Annotated in this window: 22 protein-coding genes and 1 pseudogene; 15 read left to right on the top strand and 8 right to left on the bottom strand. The window is 53.3% G+C overall.

What is annotated here, in order from left to right; all coding sequences use genetic code 11:
- From BLP45_RS12750 to bioD, 5 genes and pseudogenes are all read left to right on the top strand, one after another.
- Positions 1 to 300 (top strand): annotated as a pseudogene (locus tag BLP45_RS12750) (biotin synthase BioB); the annotation flags it as partial.
- Between the two features lie 27 nt (positions 301 to 327).
- On the top strand, positions 328 to 1,506 hold the full coding sequence (gene bioF / locus BLP45_RS12745) for an 8-amino-7-oxononanoate synthase (protein WP_090372867.1): 1,179 nt from the start codon (positions 328 to 330) through the stop codon (positions 1,504 to 1,506).
- Positions 1,507 to 1,528: 22 nt separating this feature from the next.
- Positions 1,529 to 2,296 carry a pimeloyl-ACP methyl ester esterase BioH gene (bioH, locus tag BLP45_RS12740; protein WP_090372866.1) on the top strand — a complete coding sequence of 256 codons (768 nt, stop codon included), beginning with the start codon at positions 1,529 to 1,531 and terminating at the stop codon, positions 2,294 to 2,296.
- Positions 2,293 to 3,171, top strand: a complete 879-nt coding sequence (bioC, locus tag BLP45_RS12735; RefSeq protein ID WP_090372865.1) for a malonyl-ACP O-methyltransferase BioC — start codon at positions 2,293 to 2,295, stop codon at positions 3,169 to 3,171. The genes bioH and bioC overlap by 4 nt, the downstream gene beginning before the upstream one ends.
- A 36-nt stretch (positions 3,172 to 3,207) precedes the next feature.
- On the top strand, positions 3,208 to 3,879 hold the full coding sequence (gene bioD / locus BLP45_RS12730) for a dethiobiotin synthase (RefSeq protein WP_090372864.1): 672 nt from the start codon (positions 3,208 to 3,210) through the stop codon (positions 3,877 to 3,879).
- A gap of 24 nt (positions 3,880 to 3,903) precedes the next feature.
- Here the strand turns inward: bioD and BLP45_RS12725 are convergent, their stop codons facing one another.
- On the bottom strand, positions 3,904 to 4,293 hold the full coding sequence (locus tag BLP45_RS12725; RefSeq protein ID WP_090372863.1) for a phage holin family protein: 390 nt from the start codon (positions 4,291 to 4,293) through the stop codon (positions 3,904 to 3,906).
- A gap of 425 nt (positions 4,294 to 4,718) precedes the next feature.
- On the opposite strand from BLP45_RS12725, the gene BLP45_RS12720 reads away from it, so the two are divergent.
- Both BLP45_RS12720 and BLP45_RS12710 read left to right on the top strand, forming a co-directional pair.
- Positions 4,719 to 6,545: a putative bifunctional diguanylate cyclase/phosphodiesterase gene (locus BLP45_RS12720; protein ID WP_143002444.1), complete on the top strand. Its 1,827-nt coding sequence runs from the start codon at positions 4,719 to 4,721 to the stop codon at positions 6,543 to 6,545.
- Between the two features lie 278 nt (positions 6,546 to 6,823).
- Positions 6,824 to 7,591 carry an MBL fold metallo-hydrolase gene (locus BLP45_RS12710; protein ID WP_090372860.1) on the top strand — a complete coding sequence of 256 codons (768 nt, stop codon included), beginning with the start codon at positions 6,824 to 6,826 and terminating at the stop codon, positions 7,589 to 7,591.
- Positions 7,592 to 7,661: 70 nt separating this feature from the next.
- Here BLP45_RS12710 and BLP45_RS12705 read toward each other — a convergent pair whose 3' ends face one another.
- The 7 genes from BLP45_RS12705 to cysB form a co-directional block, all read right to left on the bottom strand.
- Complete coding sequence (locus BLP45_RS12705; RefSeq protein ID WP_090372859.1) at positions 7,662 to 7,865, bottom strand: hypothetical protein; 204 nt, start codon at positions 7,863 to 7,865, stop codon at positions 7,662 to 7,664.
- A gap of 208 nt (positions 7,866 to 8,073) precedes the next feature.
- Positions 8,074 to 8,367 (bottom strand): hypothetical protein, encoded by a 294-nt coding sequence (locus tag BLP45_RS12700; RefSeq protein ID WP_090372858.1) that lies wholly within the window; start codon positions 8,365 to 8,367, stop codon positions 8,074 to 8,076.
- Between the two features lie 194 nt (positions 8,368 to 8,561).
- A complete protein-coding gene (locus tag BLP45_RS12695; RefSeq protein ID WP_090372857.1) occupies positions 8,562 to 8,783 on the bottom strand; it encodes a hypothetical protein in 222 nt (73 codons plus the stop codon).
- 169 nt (positions 8,784 to 8,952) lie between these two features.
- A complete protein-coding gene (locus BLP45_RS12690; protein WP_256327824.1) occupies positions 8,953 to 9,135 on the bottom strand; it encodes a hypothetical protein in 183 nt (60 codons plus the stop codon).
- A 400-nt stretch (positions 9,136 to 9,535) separates the two neighbouring features.
- A complete protein-coding gene (locus BLP45_RS12685) occupies positions 9,536 to 10,672 on the bottom strand; it encodes a cupin domain-containing protein (protein ID WP_090372855.1) in 1,137 nt (378 codons plus the stop codon).
- A 131-nt stretch (positions 10,673 to 10,803) separates the two neighbouring features.
- Positions 10,804 to 12,585 (bottom strand): DNA mismatch repair endonuclease MutL, encoded by a 1,782-nt coding sequence (gene mutL, locus BLP45_RS12680; protein ID WP_090372854.1) that lies wholly within the window; start codon positions 12,583 to 12,585, stop codon positions 10,804 to 10,806.
- A 179-nt stretch (positions 12,586 to 12,764) separates the two neighbouring features.
- A complete protein-coding gene (gene cysB / locus BLP45_RS12675; RefSeq protein ID WP_090372853.1) occupies positions 12,765 to 13,694 on the bottom strand; it encodes an HTH-type transcriptional regulator CysB in 930 nt (309 codons plus the stop codon).
- A 153-nt stretch (positions 13,695 to 13,847) separates the two neighbouring features.
- Between cysB and BLP45_RS14660 the strand changes: the two genes are divergently transcribed.
- From BLP45_RS14660 to BLP45_RS12640, 8 genes are all read left to right on the top strand, one after another.
- On the top strand, positions 13,848 to 13,991 hold the full coding sequence (locus BLP45_RS14660; RefSeq protein WP_176754749.1) for a hypothetical protein: 144 nt from the start codon (positions 13,848 to 13,850) through the stop codon (positions 13,989 to 13,991).
- 27 nt (positions 13,992 to 14,018) lie between these two features.
- Positions 14,019 to 16,115 (top strand): nitrite/sulfite reductase, encoded by a 2,097-nt coding sequence (locus BLP45_RS12670; RefSeq protein WP_090372852.1) that lies wholly within the window; start codon positions 14,019 to 14,021, stop codon positions 16,113 to 16,115.
- A gap of 57 nt (positions 16,116 to 16,172) precedes the next feature.
- Positions 16,173 to 16,964 carry a phosphoadenylyl-sulfate reductase gene (locus BLP45_RS12665; RefSeq protein ID WP_090372851.1) on the top strand — a complete coding sequence of 264 codons (792 nt, stop codon included), beginning with the start codon at positions 16,173 to 16,175 and terminating at the stop codon, positions 16,962 to 16,964.
- Positions 16,965 to 17,044: 80 nt separating this feature from the next.
- Positions 17,045 to 17,983, top strand: a complete 939-nt coding sequence (cysD, locus tag BLP45_RS12660; protein WP_090372874.1) for a sulfate adenylyltransferase subunit CysD — start codon at positions 17,045 to 17,047, stop codon at positions 17,981 to 17,983.
- A 175-nt stretch (positions 17,984 to 18,158) separates the two neighbouring features.
- Positions 18,159 to 19,445 (top strand): sulfate adenylyltransferase subunit CysN, encoded by a 1,287-nt coding sequence (gene cysN / locus BLP45_RS12655; RefSeq protein WP_090372850.1) that lies wholly within the window; start codon positions 18,159 to 18,161, stop codon positions 19,443 to 19,445.
- A gap of 241 nt (positions 19,446 to 19,686) precedes the next feature.
- Positions 19,687 to 23,238, top strand: a complete 3,552-nt coding sequence (locus tag BLP45_RS12650; RefSeq protein ID WP_090372849.1) for an FAD-dependent oxidoreductase — start codon at positions 19,687 to 19,689, stop codon at positions 23,236 to 23,238.
- Between the two features lie 207 nt (positions 23,239 to 23,445).
- Entirely contained in the window at positions 23,446 to 24,573 is a 1,128-nt protein-coding gene (locus BLP45_RS12645; RefSeq protein WP_090372848.1) for a Re/Si-specific NAD(P)(+) transhydrogenase subunit alpha, read from the top strand.
- Positions 24,574 to 24,800: 227 nt separating this feature from the next.
- Positions 24,801 to 25,106 (top strand): NAD(P) transhydrogenase subunit alpha part 2, encoded by a 306-nt coding sequence (locus tag BLP45_RS12640; protein WP_025041967.1) that lies wholly within the window; start codon positions 24,801 to 24,803, stop codon positions 25,104 to 25,106.
- Positions 25,107 to 25,108: the final 2 nt, after the last annotated feature.

The following is a 25,108-nucleotide window of genomic DNA, read 5'->3' as shown; positions in this document are numbered from 1 at the left end:
TATCCTGAATCCGTCCCCATCAACCACCTGGTCCAGGTCGAAGGGACGCCGCTGCACGGCACAGCGGCACTGGATCCGCTGGAATTCGTGCGCACCATTGCGGCGGCACGCATCACCATGCCCCGGGCAATGGTAAGGCTGTCTGCGGGCAGGCAGGAAATGCCGGATGCGGTGCAGGCCCTGTGTTTTCTTGCCGGCGCCAATTCGATCTTCTATGGCGACAAACTGCTGACCACCGGTAATCCGGAGGCGGAGCGGGACAAGGCGTTATTTGACAAACTCGGACTGCGTTCGATGTAGCGCATCATAAACATCAACGGTTAACGAATGGGCAACGATCTCATTGGACAGCTCCGCGACCAGCTTCGCAGCCGGGAAAACAAGAAGCTGTATCGCCGCCGTCTGATTCTGGAGAGCCCGCAGCAAGTGCACGTGTCGATGGCTGGACGCGAATATCTCGCGTTTTGCAGCAACGACTATCTTGGTCTTGCCAACCACCCGCAATTGATAGCGGCAGTTTGCCAAGGTGCCGGACAATACGGGGTGGGGGCAGGTGCCTCGCATCTCATCAGCGGGCACTTCTCGGCCCATGATGCGCTGGAAAATGCGCTGGCGCGCTTCACTGGGTTTCCCCAGGCGTTGCTATTTTCCACCGGATACATGGCTAACGCAGGAGTGGTCACAGCGCTGGCGGGCCGCGGTGATATGATTTTCGCCGACAGGCTCAACCATGCATCCCTCAATGATGCCGCGCTGGTCGCGGGGGCATTGGGGGCAAAGTTCAGCCGGTATCCGCACCGTGATCTGGCTATACTGGAGCGGCAACTCGCCGGGTCGCCGGCCAAACGCAAACTGGTGATGACCGATGCGGTCTTCAGTATGGATGGGGATGTTGCGCCAGCCGCCGATCTGCTGGCCTTGTGCGAAAAATACGATGCGTGGCTGCTGCTCGATGATGCGCATGGATTCGGTGTACTCGGTTCGCAAGGGCGAGGAACGGCGTCTTACTTCAGTATCAGTTCGCCACGCATTGTTTACATGGCAACTCTTGGCAAGGCGGCAGGAGTATTTGGCGCTTTTATTGCGGCGCAACCGGAAGTCATAGAAACCATTGTTCAGCAAGCGCGCAGCTATATTTATACGACCGCGACACCGCCCCTGTTATCTCACGTCTTGCTGAAAAGCCTGGAGTTGATCGAAGAGGAAGAATGGCGGCGTGAAAAACTGGCACAACTTGCCGCGCAGCTAATAGAGGAAGTGCGCTCATTGCACTGGAAGCTGCTGCCATCCTCCACGCCTATCCAGCCTTTGATCATCGGGGAGAATGATAAAGCCCTGCGCATAAGCGAAGCGTTACGCGAAAGGGGCATCCTGGTTCCGGCGATTCGTCCACCCACTGTCCCGCAAGGCTCGGCACGGCTGCGGATATCATTATCCGCGTTACACGATATGGAGGATGTCGCACGGCTGACGGCGGCATTACGCGATTTGGACAACAAGCCCTGATAATCTCGTCTATCCGGATCCGATGAGTCTTCATATTGAAACCTGCGGCGTTGGTCCCGATCTTGTGATGCTGCATGGCTGGGCCATGCACAGCGGCATCTGGGGCGAGGTGCGCGATCGCCTGGCACGACATTTCCGCCTTCACCTGGTGGATTTGCCGGGGCATGGATTCAGTTCCGCCTATCGGCCCGCTACGCTGGAACACATGGTGGAAATGGTCGCGGATAATTTGCCCCCAAGTTGTATTGTCTGTGGATGGTCGCTGGGAGGTCAGGTAGCGATTGAACTCGCATTGCGCGAACCGGCGCGTATTCAAAAGCTTGCTTTGATTTCAACGACCCCCTGCTTTGTCACCCGCATAGACTGGCAATGGGGAACGGCTGACGCGACTTTGCAGCTGTTCATGGAGAATTTGAAGCGGGATTATAAGGCGACCATGAACCGGTTCCTCACCTTGGCGGTGAGCGGCGGCGCCAGCGATACCGCCTCGGTATTGGCACAATTGCGTAAAAATTTTTTTCAGCGCGGCGCGCCGCATGCGGATGCGCTGCAAGCGGGACTGCAGATCCTGCTTACAAGCGATTTGCGCGAGAGGTTAAGAAATGTTACGCAACAGGCAGTACTGCTGCACGGTGAGAACGACGTAGTCACCGATGCCGGCGTGGCGAGATGGATGAACCAGCGATTGCAAAATTCAAAACTGATAATGTTTCCTCGTTGCGGTCACGCGCCATTCTTGTCTTATCCCGACCAATTTGTAGCCGGCATGGTTCAATTACTTCGTCAGTGAATTACGATCATACTATCGACAAACGCCGGGTGCGCAATGCCTTTGAGCGCGCCGCAGTGAGTTACGACCGCGCAGCGGTCCTGCAGCGCGAGGTATGCGACCGAATGCTGTCGCGCCTCGATTACATTAAACACACCCCCGATGTCGTTCTCGATGCCGGCAGCGGCACCGGTTATGGGACGCGTAAACTCGCCATACGCTACGCTAGTGCCCAGGTGCTGGCAGTTGATATTGCGTTGGCCATGCACACTCAGGCACGTCCAGCGATTTCATGGTGGAAACAATTATTGGTAGCGCGCGGGAATCAGGCCAGTTATGTAATTGGCGATATAGAGCAAATGCCACTTAAGGATTCCTGCGCCGGGTTGATCTGGTCCAATCTGACCCTGCAATGGTGTAATGACCTCAAACAGACATTTGCCGAGATGCACCGGGTACTTCAAGCCGGTGGTTTGTTCATGTTCAGCACTTTCGGGCCGGACACTTTGAAGGAATTGCGTCAGGCATTTCGCGGCATCGACGAATACAGCCATGTCAACCGCTTTACCGATATGCACGACATCGGCGATATGCTGGTGCATAATGGCTTCGCAACCCCGGTGATGGATATGGAATACATCACCCTGACTTATGATGACGTAATCAGCGTGATGCGGGACCTGAAAGCCATCGGTGCCCACAATGCGACCCAGGGCAGGCGGCGTGGATTAACCGGAAAAGCCACCTGGCAACAGGCGATTAGCCGCTATGAGACGCTACGCGTGGAAGGAAAACTCCCGGCGACGTTCGAAGTGGTTTATGGCCATGCCTGGAAGCCGCAGCGGCAAAAAACAGTTCTCACGCCTGAAACAAGGCGAAAAATCGGCCTCGCATGAAAGGGCGACTCTGAAAGGGCGGCTCTTTATCTCCTTATGGCAGAAGGTTATTTCATCACCGGTACCGGCACAGGTGTCGGCAAGACCCTGGTCAGTTGTGCTCTGCTGCGTGCTTTTGCCGCGCGCGGCAAGGCGGTCGTGGGTATGAAGCCGGTGGCGGCGGGCTGCGAAAATGGAAAATGGACGGACGTGGAATTGCTCGCCGCGGCAAGCTCCGTTCTCGCCCCGCGCCAACAGGTGAATCCCTATGCGCTGATCCCGCCGATTGCACCGCATATCGCAGCGAGACACGCGGGTATCAATATCGACATAGCAATTATTTGTAAAGCTTGCCTCGCGTTACGACAAATTGCCGACCTGGTGATTGTTGAAGGTGCCGGCGGTTTTCTCGTGCCGCTCAGCGAGCGCCAGGATGGCGCCGATTTGGCGCGAGCTTTGGGTTTGCCGGTAATATTGGTGGTGGGAATGCAGCTGGGCTGCCTTAATCACGCACTGCTGACTGCCCAGGCAGTGCGGGCAGCCGGACTAGAGCTCACGGGATGGGTGGCGAACTGCATTGATCCACGCATGATCGCATTCGATGAGAACGTGCATGCATTGGAGCAACGACTGGATTGCCGGTTGCTGGGAGTGCTGCCATTCGAGCAGAATGTGGATGCCGGAAAATTCTCGGCGCTGCTGAATATTGCGGATATGAGGCCAGTTTAGCTTCGTCCAATGCACGCATCCATCTCAGACAAGCACTCCCTCCTGCACGGGGATTTCCATTGGAAAATTGTCGCTTGGCTCGAAGATGAATATCCCGACGACCAAGCTGAGAATGGTTACAAAAATACTTGCAAAGAAAGCTGTCCAGAATCCTGAAACCTTGAAACCGGGAACGATTGCCGATACCAGAAGCATCATCAGCGCATTAATTACCAGCAAAAAAAAACCGAAGGTGATCAGTGTTAGCGGAATCGTTAGAATAATAACGATTGGCCTGATGACGGCGTTAGCGAATCCCAGTAATAGTGCCGATATAAACAAGGATTTTTTATTGGCAAACGAAACGCCGTGAAAAATGAAGCCGGCAAGCCATAGTGACAGCGCAGTTACTCCCCAATGCATCAAGAATTCCATTATCCTAAATCGGCCCTTCAGCGGATTTACAAAAAGGTTGAAAATCAAATTGCGAAAAAAGATCTTCGGGGATCATGACGCCGAGATAAAAAATGAAAAAATGAGTAAAAAAGAACCAGTGATCCGGCGCGGAGTCGGATTTAGGTTGTGCGACATGCGAACTTATTTGCTTATCGGGAAATCTTACAATAGACGGTTTTATTTTCCCCTGAGTAAGCTACCACATGCCCAGATACAATGTCTTGGAATAAGTGGCATGAATAATGCTTGTTATAAAAAAATAAGCAGAAGTTGCCGAACTTGTTAAGCCGGTCGCGTACCCGATACACTTTTTCCTCTATTGCTTTTAATAAACATGACAGAACGAATCAAACTGCTATTTCTCCCGATATATTCTTTATACCGGCAACCTGCCCGTGGATGAGATGGAAAATAATACCGAACTGATCGCTGCCCTGGAAAACAGGCTAAGCGAATGGAACACATCTTTATGCGAAACAGAAGAGTTGTTCAGTCAGCTTGCAAGCAATCTTCCCCAGGTCTTCTGGATCTGGAATATTCGTGACAACGCTTTTCATTATATTAACCCGGCATGGGAGAAGATGACCGGCCGATCCGTTGCCCGCGGTGATAAATTGGAGAAATTTTTTGAAGCAGTTCATCCAGATGACGTGCAGCGGGTAATCCATGAAGCAGATAAGTTACCCCATGGCGGCCTGGATCACGACTACCGGCTATTGCTATCGGATAATACCGTGCGCTGGGTACATTCTCGTACATTCCCGGTCAAGGACTCGACAGGCGTATATCAAATTGTGGGAATCATGGATGACATCACCCATCGCAAGGACGCGGAACGGCGATTACAGCAGCTCGCGCATTACGATGCACTCACCAGTCTTCCTAACCGGACTCTATTCTATGAGTCTCTCCGCAAGATCATCAAGCAGGCCGAGACAACTCAGCGAATTATTTCGGTTCTATTTCTGGATATTGATAACTTCAAAAACATTAATGATACATTCGGCCATGCTCTCGGAGATGAGTTATTGCGCCAGTTCAGTCTGCGTTTACTGGAGTGTTTGCGTATCAGGGACATGATTGCGCGCCTGGGAGGCGATGAGTTCGGGTGCATTCTGATCACTCCTGACGGTTCGAGTGATGCTGGAGTTGTTGCAAGCAAGATCCGGGAAGCATTACGTCGGCCCTTTGCGTTGCAGGGCCATCAAGTCCATGTGACGGCAAGCATCGGAATCAGCGTTTACCCGACAGATTCGCTTGATGCCGATACGCTGGTTAAAAACGGCGACACCGCCATGTATCGGTCGAAAAAGGCAGGCAGGGATACGTATCGCTTCTTTACGTCGGAAATGAATGCATGGGCGATCAAAAGGCTGGATCAGGAAAATGCGCTGCGGAAAGCACTCGATCGCAATGAATTTGTTTTGCATTATCAGCCGAAAATGGAGCTTTCCCGGGGACGAATCACGGGCGTAGAGGCCCTGATAAGATGGAACCGTCCTGGGCAGGGATTCGTCCCGCCGCTGGAATTCATATCCATCCTGGAACAAACCGGATTGATCAACCGGGTGGGAGCATGGGTTATTGACAGTGCATGCAGGCAGATCGCCGAGTGGAGAAATTCAGGAATAGGAGAAATCCCCATATCGGTCAATGTGTCTGGAAGACAGTTTTCGCACAGCACCCTTAACAGGGATGTTATCCGGGCCACGCAAGAGAATGGCGTCGATCCGGAAATGCTCGAGTTTGAATTGCAGACAGAAAGGGCCCTGAGAGAGAACAGCATCGATTTTGATTTGCTGGAATTGGAGTTGACTGAAAGTTCGTTAATGACACATGCAAAAAAAACAATTGGTATTCTCCGGAGGCTGAAAGCGCTGGGGATTCGGATTTCCATCGATGACTTCGGTACCGGATATTCGAGCCTGGCCTATCTGAAGCGATTTCCCATCGATGTTCTGAAAATCGACCGCTCCTTTATCAGGGACATCACGACAAATCCCGCAGACGCTGCAATTACAACGGCCATCATCGGGATGGCGCACAGCCTGGATGTTAAAGTGGTGGCGGAGGGAGTGGAAACTGTTGAACAGTTCAATTTTCTGCGCTTGCAGGGATGCGACGAGATCCAGGGGTATTACCTTGCGCGGCCACTTCCCGCGATTGAGATATCCCGATTACTTTTGGGTGGCAGCAAGCTTCTCAAGCCCGCACAAAGCCTTATTTCATAAGGAATGTCAGAAACCCCTATCATATTTCATTGAATGCCGTAGCGGTATTCCTCAATCTTCTGGATGGGCCTGAGCTGGTCATCCTTGCTCCCATGCCCGTTGATGTTGTCTCCATTTGCTAGCCCCGTACGAGTGGCAATAAGGATCTCAGTAAAATATACACGGCGGGTGGAGAACGGTAACGGCGATAATGGTAAAATCGCTACGGCATTCATTAATGCAAAAATACTTCAGGCTTCCACTGTGTGCTCCCCATCGTTTGTCTTTCTCATTAGTTCATGCGCTTCGCCTGTCTAGGTAGCGGTTCACAAGGAAATGGCCTTGTGGTCGAGGTAGCGGGTACCCGGTTGCTACTGGACTGTGGCTTTACCCTGAAAGAAACGATAGCTCGCCTTTGTCGGCTCGGCCTTGATCCCGATATGATAGATGGAATCGTTGTCACCCACGAGCATGACGATCATATTGGCGGTGTAGCGCGGCTTGCACGCAAATTCCATATCCCGGTGTGGTTGACGCACGGTACCATGCGCAGGGTGGAAAAGACATTTGCATCATTGCCGATGATTAATATCATAGACAGCTATCAGCGTTTCTCCATCAATGATATCGAGATAGAGCCTTATCCGGTCCCGCATGATGCTGAAGAACCGTCGCAGTTTGTGTTCGGGGATGGCGCATTCCGATTGGGCGTATTGACTGATACCGGATGTTCCACGCCCCATATCGAGGCGGTCTTGAGCCACTGCCATGCGCTGGTGCTGGAGTGTAATCATGATGCTCAAATGCTGGCGAACAGCGACTATCCGCAAAGCCTTAAACAACGCGTTGGTGGCCGCTTTGGGCATCTCGAAAACACTGCTTCGGCGAGACTTCTGGCAAGCCTCGATTGCAGTCGCCTGCAACACGTCATCGCGGCGCATTTGAGTCAAAAAAATAATACTCCGCTGCTTGCGCAAACCATGTTGAGCGGCGCCTTGAACTGCGAAGTAGACTGGATCGATGTGGCCGGCCAGAGCGAGGGCTTCGGTTGGCGCCAATTGATTTAATCATTTGCGTTAAAAGGAAAGAGACAATAAAAAAGCCGCCCCGAAAGGCGGCTTTTTTATGATCAGGTTATTATTTCTTATCCTTGGCATCAGCATCAGATGGTGCGTTACTATCAGGAGCGGCATCATCAGCCGGAGCAGGCTCAGCCGTTGCGGATTTCCCGGTAATTTTTTCAAAGTTCGCCTTTTCCTGTTCGGGCAGCGCTTGATTCGGCTTGCCGCATGCAGTCATGGTTAATGCCGCCAGGATAGCAGCCAGGAGCGTGAGTCTCATTATTTAATACCTTTAGAATAGTTGATGACAGGTCACAGTATATAACCAACGCTCGCATTCTTCAAGCCGGGACCGCGATGACAAATGGGAATTGGCGCAAACAAGGTTAGAAGGAAAAAACTATTGATCTCCCCAAAAAACATGGGCCGGTTTATGAACAACAAAAAAGCCGCCCTTAAGGACGGCTTTGTTGTTTGCTCATTATTTCTTAATGGCCGGCAGGGATAGCGCTTTGGCCAGGCCTTATGGGGTTGCCATTGCCGTCAAGCGCGTGCCCGGGAAGAACGGCCTGGCCGGAATATTCATCCTCCTCATCAGTGGCCGCTGATTTGTCATCTGTAACCGGAGGTTTGTAGTTCTCGCCACGTTCCTGATCCAGAGTGGTGCCTTCTTCAAGTCTGGTGCCATATGAGGTTGAATTTTCAGGTAACGCTTGTTTGGGTCTATCGCATGCTGTCAAAGTCAATGCCACTAAAGCAGCGGCGAGAAGTGAAAGTTTCATTAGGTGGCTTCCTTAATAGAATATAAATAGGTTGTAACAGATCGTATTATATCGCAAAAATACCCTGGATTAATCGAATAATGGCCGGATTAATCGAATTTGAGTCAACTGCCGGTGGATTTGCCATTTTACAGTGTAAATTGATAAATAAAAACCCAAAACCCACCTGGAGAGATATTTTTTATTATTGCCTGTTACTTTTTGGATTCTTCCTTTTTAGGTTCCTCTTTTTTAACGCCGGCAGCATCCTTGGAACCAGTCCCATCAGTCGAAGGCGAATCAAGTTCGTCAAAATTAGGGGCTGATTCACGCTCAACCGAAGCTGAGGGAGGCGGTTTGTCCATAGGATGCTTTTTGCCATCACAAGCAGTTAATACGAATGCCGCCAAAGCAACAGCGAGAAATGAGTATTTCATAATCCATTAACCTATCATGAGAGAAGACGCATAGTGTAACAAATGTATCGGAGGCATTCAAATCTGAAACCATGGATTGATCTGTTTCCACTGCCTTTGGAAATTGAAAAGTAATTCCAAAAAAATGCCGTCCCGAAGGACGGCCTTTTTAAGCATTGGTTTATTCTTCTTAGTACTTCGGTGCATCTTTCGGCGGCTCATCCATCTTCGGCTGGCTTTTGTTTGCTTGAGCATCAGCCTCAGCCTTCTGGGCCGCCTCAATTTCCGCATCACTGACTTGTCCTTCACGTTTTTCCCAGAGACTCGGGGGATATTGCCCCGGTTTCCCCTCTCCGGGCTCTTTCTGTCTCATTTGATCACATCCAGTTAGTATTAGTGTTACCAGGGCGGCAGCGAGGAGCGAGTACTTCATTGTTTTAATCTCCTTTATATGGTTTATAACGAATCACGGTAAATTAAAGCATTTCGGCCATTCAAATCTGAAGAGACCACTATCTTAATAGCAGAATTCAGAAATGTTGTCCAGTCGTTTTGTGGCTCATCCCGGAGACATAAGTGATAGTGGCAATGGCCCCGGGGGCAATACGTCCGCTAATTCGTCAAAACGGCGATGGGACATTCTCATCCCCGCAGGATTGCGTAGTTTTGGCAACGTGCTTAAATCTCCAGAGCGTGTTTGGAATCCAAGCTCCAGGCAACCGCTTTGCTTACAGCACGGCAGTCCCTTTTTTCGGATACTTGGTAATTATGTCTCAAGCGGTAAGCCCCGGTTTTCCTATTTCAACATAACCGTAGAGGTACCACTGGTAAAGCAGGGCAACCGCCCCGGTGTCGAGACCTCCCGCTATTGGCAACGCGTGACGGTCGGCGAGTTTTTCCAATGACCGGCGAGCTTTAGTGCCGACCGGATACGCCTCCCCATTCAGGAAAACATTTTTCCCCCTGCACAACATGCGACTTTTTAGATCCAGTCGTAATCCGCTTTTGCTAATCTGATCCGAGAATCTTTTCTGTGTTACGGGACGCGGTGGTGGCGTAAAAAAAACATGGGGCTTGGGCTCCGTGAGATAGGTTCCAATAAAGCGTTCTATGTCAGTAGGGCCCCATTTGATTTTACCGAGTGCTGTGCCTATTTGGCTCACCATGTCCGAACTGATGCGCCCCGGGTGGGATTGCAACGCGAGGCCCGGGTCACAATACATGCCTTCGACCACAACGTGATCCTGCAGGTAAATAAGAAACTGATTGGTAAGCTCCTGGTAGCTGGGTGCGCGAAACCCAATCGAATACGTCATGCAGTTGTCTTTTGCTATGCCATGGTGAGCGTAGCCGGGGGGCAGATACAGCATATCGCCAGACTCCAGTATCCATTCCTGTTCCGGTTTGAAATCGTGCAGGATTTTTAGCGGGGCATCCATAACGAGTCTCTTATCGCGCTGGGCGGATATCTGCCAACATCTGTGCCCCATTCCCTGCAGTAAGAAAACGTCGTACGAATCAAAATGGGGCCCGACTCCGCCCCCGGCAGGTGCATAACTGACCATCAGATCGTCGAGCCGTGAGTGGGGGATGAAATTGAATTGAAGCAGCAAATCACGGGCTGCGGGCAGGAAGTGATTGACGTCCTGTACCAGCAGCGTCCATTTTTTTCTTGGCAGGCGCGAAAAAGAGTCAAGTGTAAAAGGACCGTGCCTGACCTGCCATATGGCATTCTTCTGTGTAATCAGGCGAGACTGCGCGTCCTCCCTGCAGGCCAGATCGATCAGTTCGCTGTGAGTCAGCAGTCCCTGAAAGCCGGGCAGTGCGCCGCGCACCAGCAAGGGCTTTTTCTGCCAGTATTCGCGGAGAAAAGTTCTGGGCGATAGACCACCTAGCAACTCCGTTCTCATTCGTACATCACGGGTGTGTAAGGCCGCATGGAATCCATCAATTTTTGCGAGGATGCGTCAGCATCTACTGCAAGCCATTGTAAACACGATGGACAAGTAATATCGGATTGATCCAGGCTCGGCATCGTGGGCTATTTGCCTCGCATGAACATTTTATCCAGGTCGGAAAGACTGATTTCAAACCACGTCGGCCTGCCGTGATTACACTGGCTGGAGCGCTCCGTCGCCTCCATTTCACGCAGCAGCGCATTCATTTCCGGAACGGTCAGTATCCGGTTGGCTCGCACCGCCCCATGGCAGGCCATAGTCGACAGAAGTTCATTACGCCTGCTGGTCAGTGCCTGTGTAGCACCAAATTCGCGGATTTCACTCAATACATCGTGCGCCAGCTTTACCACGTCGGCATCCTTGAGCGTGGCCGGTACTGCCCGCACCACGAGCATGGTAGGCGAGAATACCGAGATTTCAAACCCAAGCTCGCGCAAGACGGCGCTGTTTTCCTCGGCCGTGGCAATATCCAGGCTCTCCGCCTGGAATGTCGCAGGGATCAGCAGGGGCTGCATTGAGAGCCTGTGATTGTCCAGTGCTGATTTCAGTTTCTCATAGACTATCCGTTCATGCGCCGCGTGCATGTCCACAATCAGCAGGCCGCGATCATTCTGCGACAGGATATAAATACCGAGGAGTTGCCCCAGGGCAAACCCCAGTGGGAAAGCTTCCTGTTTCTCCTCAGTAGCCGCCGCTGTCGTCGATGCATCCGGTAATTTCGAATCGGCGCCGAATAAAGTCTGATATAACGCGCGTGACTGGGCTGCTCCCACTGCCGGCGCGGCTGGCATGAGCGGCATGGTTCTTTGGTGGGAATAGGCGGAAAGCGGAGCAGTTGCCGCCCGGTTTCCGGCTGCGGCCACCGGGGCAAGCGCTGGTTGCGGCGACGCCAGCGCTTTGTTGACGGTATGAAAAATGAATTGATGCAGAGCACGGGGGTCGCGAAATTTCACTTCCGCCTTGGAGGGGTGTACGTTCACATCCACGCCCTCGGCATCCATCTCCAGGAACAGTGCAAAAGCGGGATGCCGGTCCAGATGGAGTACATCGCGATACGCTTCGCGTAGTGCATGAGCAATCAGTTTATCGCGCACGAAGCGGCCATTGACAAAAAAATACTGGGCATCGCGCGAAGACCGCGAGTAGCTGGGCGACGCCGCTGCGCCCCACAGCCGCAAATCGGCTGCTTGTTCGTTGACGAATACCGAGGTTTGGCCAAATTCATCGCCCAATATTGCTGCGATGCGAAGCTCAGCCTCCGCTGAACGCAAATGCCTGCGTACGGTTCCGTTATGTTGCAGCGTGAAGCCGATGTCGGCGCGCGACAATGCAATGCGCTTGAACGCTTCCTCGCAGTGGGCGAATTCAGTGGCTTCAGTCTTTAGAAATTTACGCCGTGCGGGAGTGTTGAAGTAGAGGTCGTGCACTTCCACCGCTGTACCGGCAGCGAGCGCTAAAGGTTCAGCCTGAGATAAGTGGCCGCCTTTCGCGTGGATTCGCCAGGCATGGTTTTCTTCCGCTCTACGGCTTGCCAGTGTCAGGCGCGAAACAGCCGCGATACTCGCCAGCGCCTCACCGCGAAATCCCAGGCTTGCCACTTTCTGTAAATCTTCAAGCGTATTGATCTTGCTGGTCGCATGACGCGCAAGCGCAAGGGGAAGATCATCCCTGGAAATCCCGACGCCATCATCGGCCACGCGGATCAGCCTGGTTCCGCCTTGAAAGAGCTGAACCGTTATTTCAGTTGCCCCTGCGTCCACGCTGTTCTCCAGCATTTCCTTGAGCGCGGAGGCGGGACGTCCTATGACCTCTCCAGCGGAAATCTGGCCGATAAGCAGGTCGGGAAGAAGCTTGATTGCATTCATGAGCGGAGTGAACGAGACTATTCCGCCATTATACTGCCCGAGGCTCCATCATGCTGCGCACAAAAATCGAAGTGGTGATCGCCCGCCACCAGGGGATACGGCGGTTTCGATTATTGAGAGTAAATTTAAGAGAGTAAATTCAAACTCGTGGTTGACCGCTCACTCCTTTCGCTGCCGGGTTAGGATAGCCGCTCTTCCATCGCGGCTTTGACTACGGCATGGTTAAGATGGGGAGCAAAAATTTCGATAAAGTCAAATACGTAACCACGCAAGTAACTATCGCGGCTTATGCCGATGCGAGTGGTGCTTGGTTCGAACAAGTGGCTGGCATCGATGGATCTCAAGTGCTTATCCCGCTTCGGCTCATATGCCATCTGCGCCAGAATGCCAATGCCTAATCCCAGTTCCACGTAGGTCTTGATCACATCCGCGTCTATTGCCGTGAGCACCACGTTGGGAATCAGTCTTTTCGCGTCGAATGCCTGGTTGATCTTCGAACGGCCGGTAAAAGCAAAATCATACGTGATGATCGGATACTGAACGATGGCCTCGAGTGTCAGTTTCCCGAATTTAAGCAGCGGATGCCGCGGGGTGACGATGATGCAACGATTCCATTGATAGCAAGGCAGCATCACCAGTTCATGAAACAGCTCGATAGCTTCGGTGGCGATGGCGATATCCGCTTCCCCCGAGGTCACCATTTCCGCGATCTGGGTCGGGTTTCCCTGACGCAGAATTAACCTCACCTTCGGATAGCGTGCGGTAAAATGCTTGATCGCCGCGGGTAGCGCGTATCGTGCTTGCGTATGGGTGGTGGCAATGGTGAGAGAACCCGTTGCTTCGTTGGCGAATTCCTGGCCCACCTGTTTCAGGTTCTTCGCATCTTTCAACATTCTTTCGGCAATCTCGAGAATGGCCTGGCCCGGCGGGGTAACCTTGACGACACGTTTGCCGTTGCGCACAAAAACATCTATCCCAAGTTCATTTTCCAGGAGACGAATCTGCTTGCTGATTCCAGGTTGGGAAGTATGCAGGATTTCAGCGGCTTTGGACAAATTCAATCCCTGATTGGCGACTTCACACAGGTAACGCAATTGCTGCAATTTCATGGTCTTTGTTTAAATAAGGTCAGGTTATAATAAACTAACATAATATTCTTTTGCGATATATGCGTCCATTGCTATTATGGCTTTTTCGAGGCATCATATGCGGTTATTTACCGGTATCTGCCGTGTTGGCATCAGGCATTGACGGACTGGATAATGCATTGTCCAAATCCGGCGGATTGGTTTTCCCGGCAGTTCGATATCAGATTGATCGCCGATAGCGGCGGATCAAGCCGGACCGGAATATTGCAGTCAGCAATCAGGTATGGCGAACCCATCATGCCGCTGGCCGCGAGCTGAGATGACCATAAATTGTGGAGGATTCAGATGAGTCATTTAAATTACCTTGCTGATGACGAAGAAATAAATTCGTTCGATCAGGCGTTACAGGACTATCAGGCCCTGCGCATGGATGTCGACCGTTTTACCGCGAGCCGCTTGCAAATGGGTATCTATGGTCAGCGTCAGGAAGGCGTCAATATGGTACGCATCAAGCTTCCGGGAGGACGCGTCAGCGGACCGCAACTGAATGCGATCGCCGATATGCTGGAGAAATATGCGCGCCATGATGTCGTGCATATCACCACACGCCAGGATATTCAGATGCACTACGTTCCGCTCGAGCATACGCCGGAGGTGCTTCGCCATTTGGCCACAGTTGGATTGACGACTCGCGAGGCTTGTGGCAATACCATACGCAATGTTACAGCGTGTCCGCTGTCTGGCATTTGTCCTCGTCAGCATGTCGACGTGACAAAGCATCTCGACGGTGCGGTTCAGCATTTTCTGCGAAATCCGCTGACTCAGCAAATGCCACGCAAATTCAAGATCAGTTTTTCCGCATGCGAGTCTGATTGTGCCCAAGGCATGATGCACGATATGGGAATCGTCGCGGTGCGAAACGGCGCAGACTTTGGTTTTAAGGTCCTGGCCGGAGGTGGTCTCGGACATAAGCCCCATGAAGCGATTGTCATTGAGGAATTCATTGAGGAAAAAGACTTGCTGCTTGTCATGGAGGCTGTCATTTCATTACACAACCGCTATTCCGACCGTATTAAGCGCGCCAAAGCGAGGATCAAGTTCCTGGTTGATAAATTTGGACCGGAAGGTTTTATCGAGAAGTATCGCGAGGAGTTGGTCCGCACCAAAGCAGCATTGGCAACCCAGGATTACCCGAAGGGAGAATGGAGCGCCGGCCTCGATGGTGAAGCTCCCGGTATTGGCGCACCCCGCCACGTGTTTGCGCAGAAACAGCCGGGGCATTACGTGTTTCCGGTGAGTGTGCCGATGGGCAACTTGAACGTGGAGCAATTGCGCGGCCTTGCCCGGATATCCGAGACTCATGCGTTGCATGAAATTCGTGTGACCCAGGATCAGAATATGTTCCTGGCAAATGTGACGGAAACAAAAATCGGTCCGTTGCGTGCGGCTTTGGCTGCATTAGGCCTGGGTGAGCCCCAGGCCGGTGATGATGTGGTGGCTTGTCCCGGCACATCGACCTGCCGCTTGGGGATAACTTCAAGCACGATCGTCGGACCGAAACTAAGCGGTGGTGCACATGATCTGAAAATTCGGGTTTCCGGATGCCACAACGGCTGTGCCCAGCCCGAAATGGGCGACATCGGCATCTACGGCGAGGGTAAGCGCATGCACGGCAAGCTGGTGCCGCATTACCAGATGTACTTTGGCGGCAATGGAATGGCGCGCGGAGCGCTGGCGATTAAAGGCCCATCGATACCGGCGGCACGCATTGAGGCAGCGGTCGAAAGGGTGAAGTCGGATTATGCGTCTAACAAGGAGGCAGGTGAGACGTTCTTTTCCTGGACGCGGCGGGTAGGCAAGGTTTATCTCGCCGATCTCCTAGCGGACCTGGGGGAGGTAAAACCGGAAGAGCTGGAATCGGTCTTGCGCGACCATGGCAAGGACGCGGATTTCAAAGTGCTGCAATTAGGCGGGGGCGAGTGCGCAGGCGTGAGTCAGGTGAAAATCGGTTCAAGTTTTTTTGAAGCAGCTCATGAGCGCAATTATCGTGATGCGCTGAAGTTTCAACGAAAATTTGAAGATTCAGTCAAGTGTGCGGAGGAGATCGCCCGATTGATCGGTCAAGGAGTGACTGAATTGCTCAGTGGCCAGAAGCACGATGATTTGACGAAGCAGGCGGAGGAATTGCGCCGGGTTCTGCCCACCAAACCGCGTTTATCCAGGCAGCTGGCCAAGTTCGCGGAGGATTTCGCCCGTCCGGCCGAAGAGTTGAATGATGCGCGGCTGACGGAATGGTTCTCCGAACTGGATGCGTGGACAATGGAGGCTGCGGAATTCTGCCTTGGTTTCGATCGCCAGCTTGATCTGGCGGGTGCATTGCCGCTGGCAGCTTCAGCCAAATCGCCACCGTTGCAACGAGCACAGTCATCGGCCCTGTTGTAATAAATTTTTATGCCTATATCTATATCTTGAAGATGTCCATTACCTGAAACGCCAAATATGACCCTGGATCACAAAATTGCCACGATGCGGACATTGCTGGATACGGTCCAGGCAGAGTATGCCCCTGTGGTCTTCGCCAATAGTTTCGGCGCGGAGGATATGGTCTTGACGGATATCATTGCGCGGCACTATCCAGGGATTGAAATGTTTACGCTGGATACCGGCCGCCTGCCGGAAGAAACCTATAGCCTGATGAGGGAAGTGGCGGAGCGCTATGGCATTCGTGTTCCAGTATATTTTCCCGAGCCCGCCGCGGTGGAAGCATACGTTGCCCAGAACGGCCCCAACGGGTTCTATGACAGCGTCGAGTTGCGCAAAACATGCTGCCATATCCGAAAAGTGGAACCACTAAAACGTGCTTTGCGCGGGAAGCGCGCGTGGATCACCGGCCTGCGCCGCGATCAGGCACCGACCAGAAAGAATCTGGCTGAATCGGAGTTTGATGCCGACAACGGTTTGCAAAAAATCAGTCCCCTGTTGGACTGGCGCCTGGCCGATGTGTGGGCGTATCTCAAACAATTCGATGTGCCGTATAACGCGTTGCATGATAAAGGTTACACAAGCATAGGCTGCGCCCCATGCACCCGTGCCATTACTCCCGGCGAGGACGTTCGTGCAGGCCGGTGGTGGTGGGAAAATCCCGAAATCAAGGAATGCGGCTTGCATTCCGGCAAGCGGAACGGCACGGCGGCGTCCGTTTCCGTGGCGGAGTTGGCTATTTCGGGCCAGAGCCGAAATCCGGAAGAGAAAGGGCATGGCCGGATTCGGAGCAAGTCCGGTGCGCCGTGAAAACTGAAGGGCTGACCGATTCAGGATTGGATTATATGAGCGATGTACAAGAATTTGTTTCTTCTGTTGAGAGTTTAGAAATGGCGGCAAGTGAGCCCGTAGCCACTAAACGTTATGTCGCGAGGCAATTGGGCCATCTGGATGCGCTGGAAAGCGAGGCCATCCATATCCTGCGAGAGGTGGCGGCAGAGTGCACCAATCCAGCTCTACTGTTTTCCGGTGGAAAGGACTCGATCGTGCTGCTGCGGCTGGCGGAAAAAGCTTTCCGTCCGGGGCGTTTTCCGTTTCCGTTGCTGCATATCGACACCGGCCATAATTTTCCCGAGGTGATCGAGTTCCGTGACCTCCGTGCCAGGGAACTGGGTGAGCGCTTGATCGTGCGCAGCATGGAAGACTCCATCCGGCAGGGAAGAGTGGTGCTGCGTTCCGAAAATCAGAGCCGCAATGCGTTTCAGTCGGTGACGCTGCTGGATGCTATCGCTGAATTTCATTTCGATGCCTGCATCGGCGGGGCGCGCCGTGACGAAGAAAAAGCCCGGGCCAAGGAGCGCATATTTTCGTTCCGCGATGAATTCGGTCAGTGGGATCCAAAGAACCAGCGCCCCGAATTATGGGATATCTACAATACCCGCGTCCATCCAGGAGAAAATATCCGTGTTTTCCCCATCAGCAACTGGACTGAACTCGATGTTTGGGAATACATTGCCCGCGAGGAGCTGGAGGTGCCCCGTATCTATTTCGCCCATACCCGCGATGTCATCAGACGTGGTAACGGTCTATTACCGGTATCCCGCCTCGTACAACCCAAGGACGGAGAGAAAGCGGAAAATCTGATGGTGCGCTTCCGTACGGTGGGAGATATGAGTTGCACCTGTCCGGTGGAATCCACTGCGCTCGGTATCGGCGAAATCATTGCCGAAACCGCGATTACACGAATCACCGAACGCGGGGCGACGCGCATGGATGATCAGACTTCGGAGGCATCCATGGAGCTGCGCAAGAAAGAAGGGTATTTCTGAAATATCTTTATAAATTAAAGCAATCGGGGTACGGCATTGCTCGGGAATTGTCTCTTTTATATTCGCCGCATACGTATTCCGAATTTCCTTCGTGCTTCTACCAGTGGGGTTTTGAACTTATAAAGTGGCAAAAGAACAGGAAGGTCCGCGCCAAAAAATTTTCAGAAGGGTCGTAATGTCAGCTGTTGAGAGTATTTCGTTTGACCACGCAGAGCTGTTGCGTTTTATCACCGCCGGTAGTGTGGACGATGGGAAGAGTACATTGATCGGACGCTTGCTGCACGACTCAAAGTCCATTTTTGAGGACCAGTTGAGCGCCATTACCCACACTACGCGCAGGCGTGGAATGGAAGGCGTCGATCTGTCACTACTCACTGACGGGCTGCAGGCGGAGCGTGAGCAGGGTATCACCATTGATGTAGCCTATCGCTATTTTGCCACGCCCAAGCGTAAATTTATCATCGCCGATACCCCCGGTCATGAACAATATACCCGTAACATGGTAACGGGAGCTTCCACCGCTAATTTAGCCATCATCCTGATTGACGCACGCAAGGGAATGCTCACCCAATCGCGTCGTCATGCTTACCTGGCCAGCCTGGTAGGGATTCCTCATCTGGTGGTGGCGGTCAACAAGATGGACCTGGTAGGCTATTCGCGCGAGGTATTCGAACAGATCTGTAAGGACTTCGCCGCTTTTGCCGAAGGACTCAAGCTGAGCAATATCGTCTATATTCCAATGTCTGCCTTGAACGGGGATATGGTGGTTGAGCGGGGAACCAAGCTCGGCTGGTACGAGGGCACGACACTGATGGACTTCCTGGAGAGCGTTCCCATCGACCATGATATCAATCTCGAAGATTTCCGGTTTCCGGTGCAATTGGTGTGCCGCCCGCAAATCGAGGAATTGCACGATTTTCGTGGCTACATGGGGCGCATCGAGTCGGGTTTCATCAGCGTCGGTGATCCGGTGAAGATTTTGCCCTCCGGACTGACTTCCCGTATCAAGGAAATCGTTACTTATGATGGCTCCGTCGAGCGGGCGGTCGCGCCCCAGTCCGTAACACTGACAATTGAAGACCATCTGGATATTTCCCGTGGCGATATGCTGGTAAAAACCGATGGGGAAGCGCCGCGCGTCACGAAGGAGTTTGAGGCGATGCTATGCTGGTTGTCGGAGCAGAGTCTCGATCCCCGGCGAAAATACCTCGTCAAACACACTACCCGGGTCGTAAAGGCGCTGGTGTCGCGGATAGACTGTCGTGTGGACATTAATACACTCAATCATGAAGCGGCGGATACGCTGAAAATGAACGACATCGGTCTAGTGGCGCTGAAAATGCAGCAGCCGCTGGTGTGCGACCAATATCAGCACAATCATGCAACGGGGAGCTTTATTGTCATTGATGAAGTCAATAACAATACCATTGCCGCAGGCATGATCTGTCCGGCACTTGGTTAACCCGGCTTAATCCGGCAATTTTCACTCATCTTCTGGTGATTCGGGACAAAGCCGGTTGGAAGCGACAAGGTGGATGTGGTGGAGAGGGCGGCTTTGCCGCTTTTATTATTTTTTAGCGGGGAAAAACCTAAATTGAATAGGGGTATAAACTTTCGCGACAGTTACGCTCTAATAAGAAATAGCGGTAATTTTCCTCGTTCTTTCTTTTTTGATGCATGTTCATACTATCGATAATCTAACCATGACAAGTTTACAATCGGCGCTTCATTCCATCCCGGCAACTGCCCCGGTTTCTCCCATCCTTGGATTCGACATCGCTTTTGCCGATCTCTATCGCCGTGAGGGGCTGATAAGGCTGGATCAGGCATTTCTCGATTTTCTGCGACAAGGAGAAGTCGGACTGCGCGCCCGCCTGGATCACGCCCGTGCCTATCCTGATAGCCTGGATCGCAAAGCTGAATCAGCTCTGCTGATTGAAGTTGCTCCGTGGATGGAAGATTTTATTGCCAGGTTGTTCGGCATTGAAAAAGAAGTCGGTGCTCTCGCCGCACGCCATCACGAGCTGGCGCCGCTTTATTCATGCAAAAGACAGTTCGTGCAGCGCCGGGCGATGAATAAGGTGAGCGAGGCAGAAGCTGCCGCAGTGGATGGGACTGCACTGGAAGAGAAACTGGCTGCGGCATTCGGAGTGCCTTTCTCCGAACTGGCCTTTGCAACCGCAGTTACAGAGTGGCTGCTGGATGAGAACGCGAACGAGGAACGGCTCGGGATGGCTTTGCTCTATGCGGCCTGGGCGCTGAAAACACCCCTAGGGCGGGAGCGCACCCGGGACGGGGTATTGTTCAAGGCGCCCGCCAAGCTCGATTATCTGCATCTCTTGTCGACAGATGTTGACCATGCCGCCGGTTACACTGTTCACCGGCTTCATCATATACGCCGCCGGGAAGGTTTTGCGCTCACGGATCCGGGGACCGATCTGGTAGGCGCCCTGGATGAGGCGAATTACTGTATCTGGTGCCATGAGCAAGGGAAGGATTCATGCTCGAAAGGGCTAAAGGAAAAGCCAAAGACCGCTGGAGAGACGCCATCTTTCAAAAAGAGCCAATTGGGCGTTCTCCTCACCGGTTGCCCACTGGAAGAGCGCATTTCCGAGTTTCATAAGCTCAAGACGCAAGGAGTAGCTGTCGGCAGTCTGGCAATGATCGTGCTGGACAATCCGATGTGCGCCGGTACCGGCCACCGCATTTGTAACGATTGCATGAAATCCTGCATTTACCAGAAGCAGGAGCCGGTCGATATCCCGCAGGCCGAAACACGCACGCTCAAGGATGTACTCGAATTGCCCTGGGGTTTTGAAATTTACAGCCTTCTTACCCGATGGAATCCACTGGACCTGCACCGGCCGGTGCCGAAGCCGCCGACAGGCAAGAAGGTGCTGGTAGTGGGTATGGGGCCCGCGGGATATACCCTGGCACACCATTTAATGAACGACGGCCATACGGTAGTGGGAATCGACGGCCTCAAGATTGAGCCTTTAGCGCCCGATATTTGCGGAGTGAATCAGCAGGGAGAACATGTTCCGTTCAGGGCTATCCAGGATGCGGGCGAGCTTGATGAGAATCTGGATGAGCGCATGCCGGCGGGTTTTGGCGGCGTCGCGGAATATGGCATTACTGTGCGCTGGAATAAAAATTTCCTTAAATTGCTGCGATTGCTTCTGGAACGGCGGGAAGAGTTTGCACTTTTCGGCGGCGTCCGCTTCGGCGGCACGTTGACCGCTGACGATGCTTTGGCCATGGGGTTCGATCATGTCGCGCTTGCCGCGGGTGCCGGACGTCCCACTGTGCTTGATATGCCGAATGGTTTGGCGCGAGGTGTTCGCGCCGCATCCGATTTCCTGATGGCGCTGCAATTATCCGGTGCGGCGCAGATGAATTCCGTGGCCAATATGCAGTTACGGCTGCCCGTGGTGGTGATCGGCGGAGGCCTGACTGCCATTGATACGGCAACCGAAGCGCTTGCTTACTACCCGGTGCAGGTCGATAAATTTCTTCGCCGTTATGAAATTCTCACAGCTGTCCAGGGCGAAACGGCCATCCGCGGCGCGTGGGATGAGGAGGAGCGGGAGATTGCCGAGGAATTTCTCAGTCACGCCCGGGCTATCCGCGCAGAGCGCAAGGAAGCGGAAAGGGAAGGGAGAGCGCCGCGCATACTGGAGCTGCTTCAATCATGGGGGGGGGCGACCATCGCTTACCGGAAGCGGCTCATCGACAGCCCTTCTTATACACTCAACCACGAGGAGGTCGAAAAAGCCCTCGAGGAGGGCATCCTGTTTGCCGAAGGACTAACGCCGGTGTGGGTGAAAACGGATAAGTGGGGCCACGCGAGTTCTGTCCAGTTCGCGGTTCAAGTCCTGGATGAAACGGGGTCGTGGCAAAAAACCGGAGAAGCCGAGTTACCGGCCGGCGCCGTTCTGGTTGCGGCGGGAACGCAGCCGAATACGGTGCTCGCCAGAGAAGACGATAAGAATTTCAAACTGAATGGGCGTTATTTCGCGGCTTGCGACGAAAACGGCGATCCAGTCAGCCCGCCACGCGCAAATCCCAAGCCGGAAACCTCCATGGTGCTCTTGAGCCGTTGCGAGGATGGGCGCTTCATCAGCTTCTTCGGTGACCTGCATCCGTCTTATTCGGGCAATGTGGTAAAAGCCATGTCCAGCGCCAAACAGGGTTATCCGGTGGTCAGCCGGATGCTCGGGCGCGTAGCGCCCGCATCCACGAAACCAGCCGCGCTGTTTTTTTCCGAAATCAACGGACAGTTACGGGCCACTGTGTATAAAGTCGAGCGGCTCACTCCCAATATTATTGAGGTAGTGGTGCATGCCCCCATGGCGGTGGAACGCTTTCATCCCGGGCAGTTCTACCGCTTCCAGAACTTTGCAACCCTTGCCACTACCGCGGGCGATACGAAATTGGCGATGGAAGGCATCGCCCTTACGGGAGCCTCGGTTGATGTTCCACGCGGCCTGGTCTCGCTGATTGCCCTGGAAATGGGTGGATCGGCGGATTTATGCGCCAAGCTGAATCCTGGCGATCCAGTAGTGCTGATGGGCCCCACCGGTACCCCGACAGAGATCTTGCCAGGTGAAACCGTCGTGCTGGTAGGCGGGGGGCTGGGCAATGCGGTGTTGTTTTCCATTGGCGCGGCAGCACGGGCCGCCGGTTCGAAAATTCTATATTTTGCCGGGTACAAGAAATTGATTGATCGCTATAAGGTAGCGGAAATCGAAGCGGCGGCGGATGTCGTGGTGTGGTGCTGCGACGAATCCCCTGGTTTCAAACCTTCCCGGCCGGGCGACTTCAGTTACGTCGGCAACATCGTGGAAGCGATGGCAGCTTATGGCAGCGGTGCGCTGGGTCCCCAGAAGATTCCACTAGCGGATGCCGATCGTATCATCGCCATCGGCTCCGATCGCATGATGGCGGCAGTGGGCGCCGCGCGGCATAACAAGCTTCAGCCTTATCTGAAGACGGATCACTTCGCCATCGGCTCCATCAATTCGCCGATGCAATGCATGATGAAAGAAATCTGCGCCCAGTGCCTGCAACCTCACAAAGATCCGAAAACCGGAGAGATAACGTATGTATTTTCCTGCTTCAATCAGGATCAGCCGCTTGATCAGGTGGATTTCGGCGGGTTGGCTTCGCGTTTACGCCAGAACAGTGTCCAGGAGAAACTGACTACGCGGTGGATTAGTCATTGCCTGAAAGGACCTGATCAAGTGGAGGCGTAGCCGCTTTCCTCAATGCGGACAATTCATTATGCCCGGGTTTCCTTTATAATCCGGGCTTCGTCCTGAACAGGCGTTTTGGGAAACTTCGCAAGCCCGCTAAAAATAAGGGATTCAGGAACACAACGTTATTTCACCAAATTCGAAGGCGAAGGGGAGCGGGTGATCCGCGAGAGTTGCCGGTAGAATTACCCAATAGGGAGATCATCAATGCACATAGGCATACCCGTTGAGATTCGCGGGGGGGAGAGCCGCGTAGCGGCCACGCCGGAGACGGTGAAGAAATTTACCGCCAAGGGTTTTCATGTTGTTCTGGTACAGTCCGGCGCGGGGGCCGGTGCGAGCATACCCGACGAGGCCTATCAGGAGGCTGGTGCAAGCATCGTAGCCAGTGCGGCGGAGTTATACGGTCAATCTCAAATTGTGCTCAAGGTGCGAGGTCCGGAACCCGGTGAATTGGCAATGATGCACAAGGATGCCGTGTTGCTGGGCCTGCTTTCCCCGCATCAGGCGGAGGGCATTGAAACGCTCGCACGGCATGGGGTGACTGCGTTCGCCATGGAAAGGCTGCCACGCATTTCCCGTGCCCAGAGCATGGACGTGCTGTCGTCGCAAGCCAATATCGCCGGCTACAAAGCGGTACTGATGGCGGCTAATGTCTATCAGAAATTCTTCCCCATGCTGATGACTGCAGCCGGCACGGTAAAGGCGGCACGGGTACTGGTTCTGGGTGCGGGAGTGGCGGGCTTGCAGGCTATCGCCACGGCAAAACGGCTGGGCGCCGTGATCGAAGCCTTCGATGTGCGCCCGGCGGCGAAAGAACAGGTTGAAAGTCTCGGCGCCAAATTCGTCGAGGTGCCGTTGAGTGACGAAGAAAAAGCGCAGGCGGAGACGGCCGGCGGTTATGCCCGCGAAATGTCAGATGATTATAAGCGCCGTCAGGGCGAATTGGTCCATCAGCGCGCCGCGGCGGCCGATATCATCATCACCACCGCGCTGATTCCCGGCCGTCCGGCGCCGGTTTTGATCAAGGAAGAGACCGTTCGTGCGATGAAACCGGGATCGGTAATCGTTGATATGGCAGTGGAGGCGGGCGGCAACTGCCCCTTGTCCGAATTGGACAGGATCGTAGTGAAGCACGGCGTGCATCTCGTCGGTATCGCTAATCTGCCCGGACTGGTAGCGGCGGATTCCAGCGCGCTGTATGCACGTAACTTGATGAATTTTCTTAACCTGATGCTTGATCCGAAGAGCGGCGAATTCAATTTGAATCGTGAAGATGAAGTCATTTCCGGGACACTGGTCTGCGCGGGTGGAGAAGTCGTCGGGAGGGCTTAAACCTGAATCCGGCAGCTGACCGCTCTTTTTTTATTTAGCGCAATGATCCACCAAGACTTTTTATGTCACTTGATGTTCACCTCTACGGTAAGTTCGCTCAGAGCGGATGCACACTCCACCCTGTCCAACTGCCGGATTTAGGTTAAAACCAGGGTGAAAGCGAGATTTTACGGCTCGTTTTCTCTTGATAGTCAAGGTTTACAGATAACAAATTAGAAGGAGCAAACATGATCGGCGAAGTTGATCCAACCATCATTAACCTGACCGTATTCGTGCTGGCGGTGTTTGTAGGCTATCACGTGGTGTGGAACGTGACACCTGCTTTGCACACACCGCTCATGTCGGTGACAAATGCGATTTCGGGCATTATTCTGGTCGGCGCGATGCTGGCCGCCGGCCCTGCGGAAACCGACTGGGGCGTATGGCTTGGAGCCGTGGCGGTGACGCTGGCCGCGATCAATGTATTCGGCGGATTTCTTGTCACCCAGCGGATGCTGGAAATGTTCAGAAAGAAAGATAAAAAAGGAAGCTAGTC

It is taken from the genome of Nitrosospira sp. Nl5 (assembly GCF_900102495.1).
Taxonomy (GTDB): domain Bacteria; phylum Pseudomonadota; class Gammaproteobacteria; order Burkholderiales; family Nitrosomonadaceae; genus Nitrosospira.
The sequence above is the reverse complement of the archived record's forward strand: the minus strand, read 5'-3'. Positions and strand labels throughout refer to the sequence as shown.

Coding starts and splice junctions, on each gene's coding strand:
- BLP45_RS12685 (WP_090372855.1), bottom strand. CDS start 10,672: ATGAGAACGGAGTTGCTAGGTGGTCTATCGCCCAGAACTTTTCTCCGC.
- cysN (WP_090372850.1), top strand. CDS start 18,159: ATGTCAGCTGTTGAGAGTATTTCGTTTGACCACGCAGAGCTGTTGCGT.
- cysD (WP_090372874.1), top strand. CDS start 17,045: ATGGCGGCAAGTGAGCCCGTAGCCACTAAACGTTATGTCGCGAGGCAA.
- BLP45_RS12665 (WP_090372851.1), top strand. CDS start 16,173: ATGACCCTGGATCACAAAATTGCCACGATGCGGACATTGCTGGATACG.
- BLP45_RS12645 (WP_090372848.1), top strand. CDS start 23,446: ATGCACATAGGCATACCCGTTGAGATTCGCGGGGGGGAGAGCCGCGTA.
- BLP45_RS12640 (WP_025041967.1), top strand. CDS start 24,801: ATGATCGGCGAAGTTGATCCAACCATCATTAACCTGACCGTATTCGTG.
- cysB (WP_090372853.1), bottom strand. CDS start 13,694: ATGAAATTGCAGCAATTGCGTTACCTGTGTGAAGTCGCCAATCAGGGA.
- bioD (WP_090372864.1), top strand. CDS start 3,208: ATGGCAGAAGGTTATTTCATCACCGGTACCGGCACAGGTGTCGGCAAG.
- BLP45_RS12705 (WP_090372859.1), bottom strand. CDS start 7,865: ATGAGACTCACGCTCCTGGCTGCTATCCTGGCGGCATTAACCATGACT.
- BLP45_RS12690 (WP_256327824.1), bottom strand. CDS start 9,135: ATGAGACAGAAAGAGCCCGGAGAGGGGAAACCGGGGCAATATCCCCCG.
- BLP45_RS14660 (WP_176754749.1), top strand. CDS start 13,848: ATGCATTGTCCAAATCCGGCGGATTGGTTTTCCCGGCAGTTCGATATC.
- BLP45_RS12725 (WP_090372863.1), bottom strand. CDS start 4,293: ATGGAATTCTTGATGCATTGGGGAGTAACTGCGCTGTCACTATGGCTT.
- mutL (WP_090372854.1), bottom strand. CDS start 12,585: ATGAATGCAATCAAGCTTCTTCCCGACCTGCTTATCGGCCAGATTTCC.
- BLP45_RS12700 (WP_090372858.1), bottom strand. CDS start 8,367: ATGAAACTTTCACTTCTCGCCGCTGCTTTAGTGGCATTGACTTTGACA.
- BLP45_RS12710 (WP_090372860.1), top strand. CDS start 6,824: ATGCGCTTCGCCTGTCTAGGTAGCGGTTCACAAGGAAATGGCCTTGTG.
- BLP45_RS12695 (WP_090372857.1), bottom strand. CDS start 8,783: ATGAAATACTCATTTCTCGCTGTTGCTTTGGCGGCATTCGTATTAACT.
- bioF (WP_090372867.1), top strand. CDS start 328: ATGGGCAACGATCTCATTGGACAGCTCCGCGACCAGCTTCGCAGCCGG.
- BLP45_RS12670 (WP_090372852.1), top strand. CDS start 14,019: ATGAGTCATTTAAATTACCTTGCTGATGACGAAGAAATAAATTCGTTC.
- BLP45_RS12720 (WP_143002444.1), top strand. CDS start 4,719: ATGGAAAATAATACCGAACTGATCGCTGCCCTGGAAAACAGGCTAAGC.
- BLP45_RS12650 (WP_090372849.1), top strand. CDS start 19,687: ATGACAAGTTTACAATCGGCGCTTCATTCCATCCCGGCAACTGCCCCG.
- bioH (WP_090372866.1), top strand. CDS start 1,529: ATGAGTCTTCATATTGAAACCTGCGGCGTTGGTCCCGATCTTGTGATG.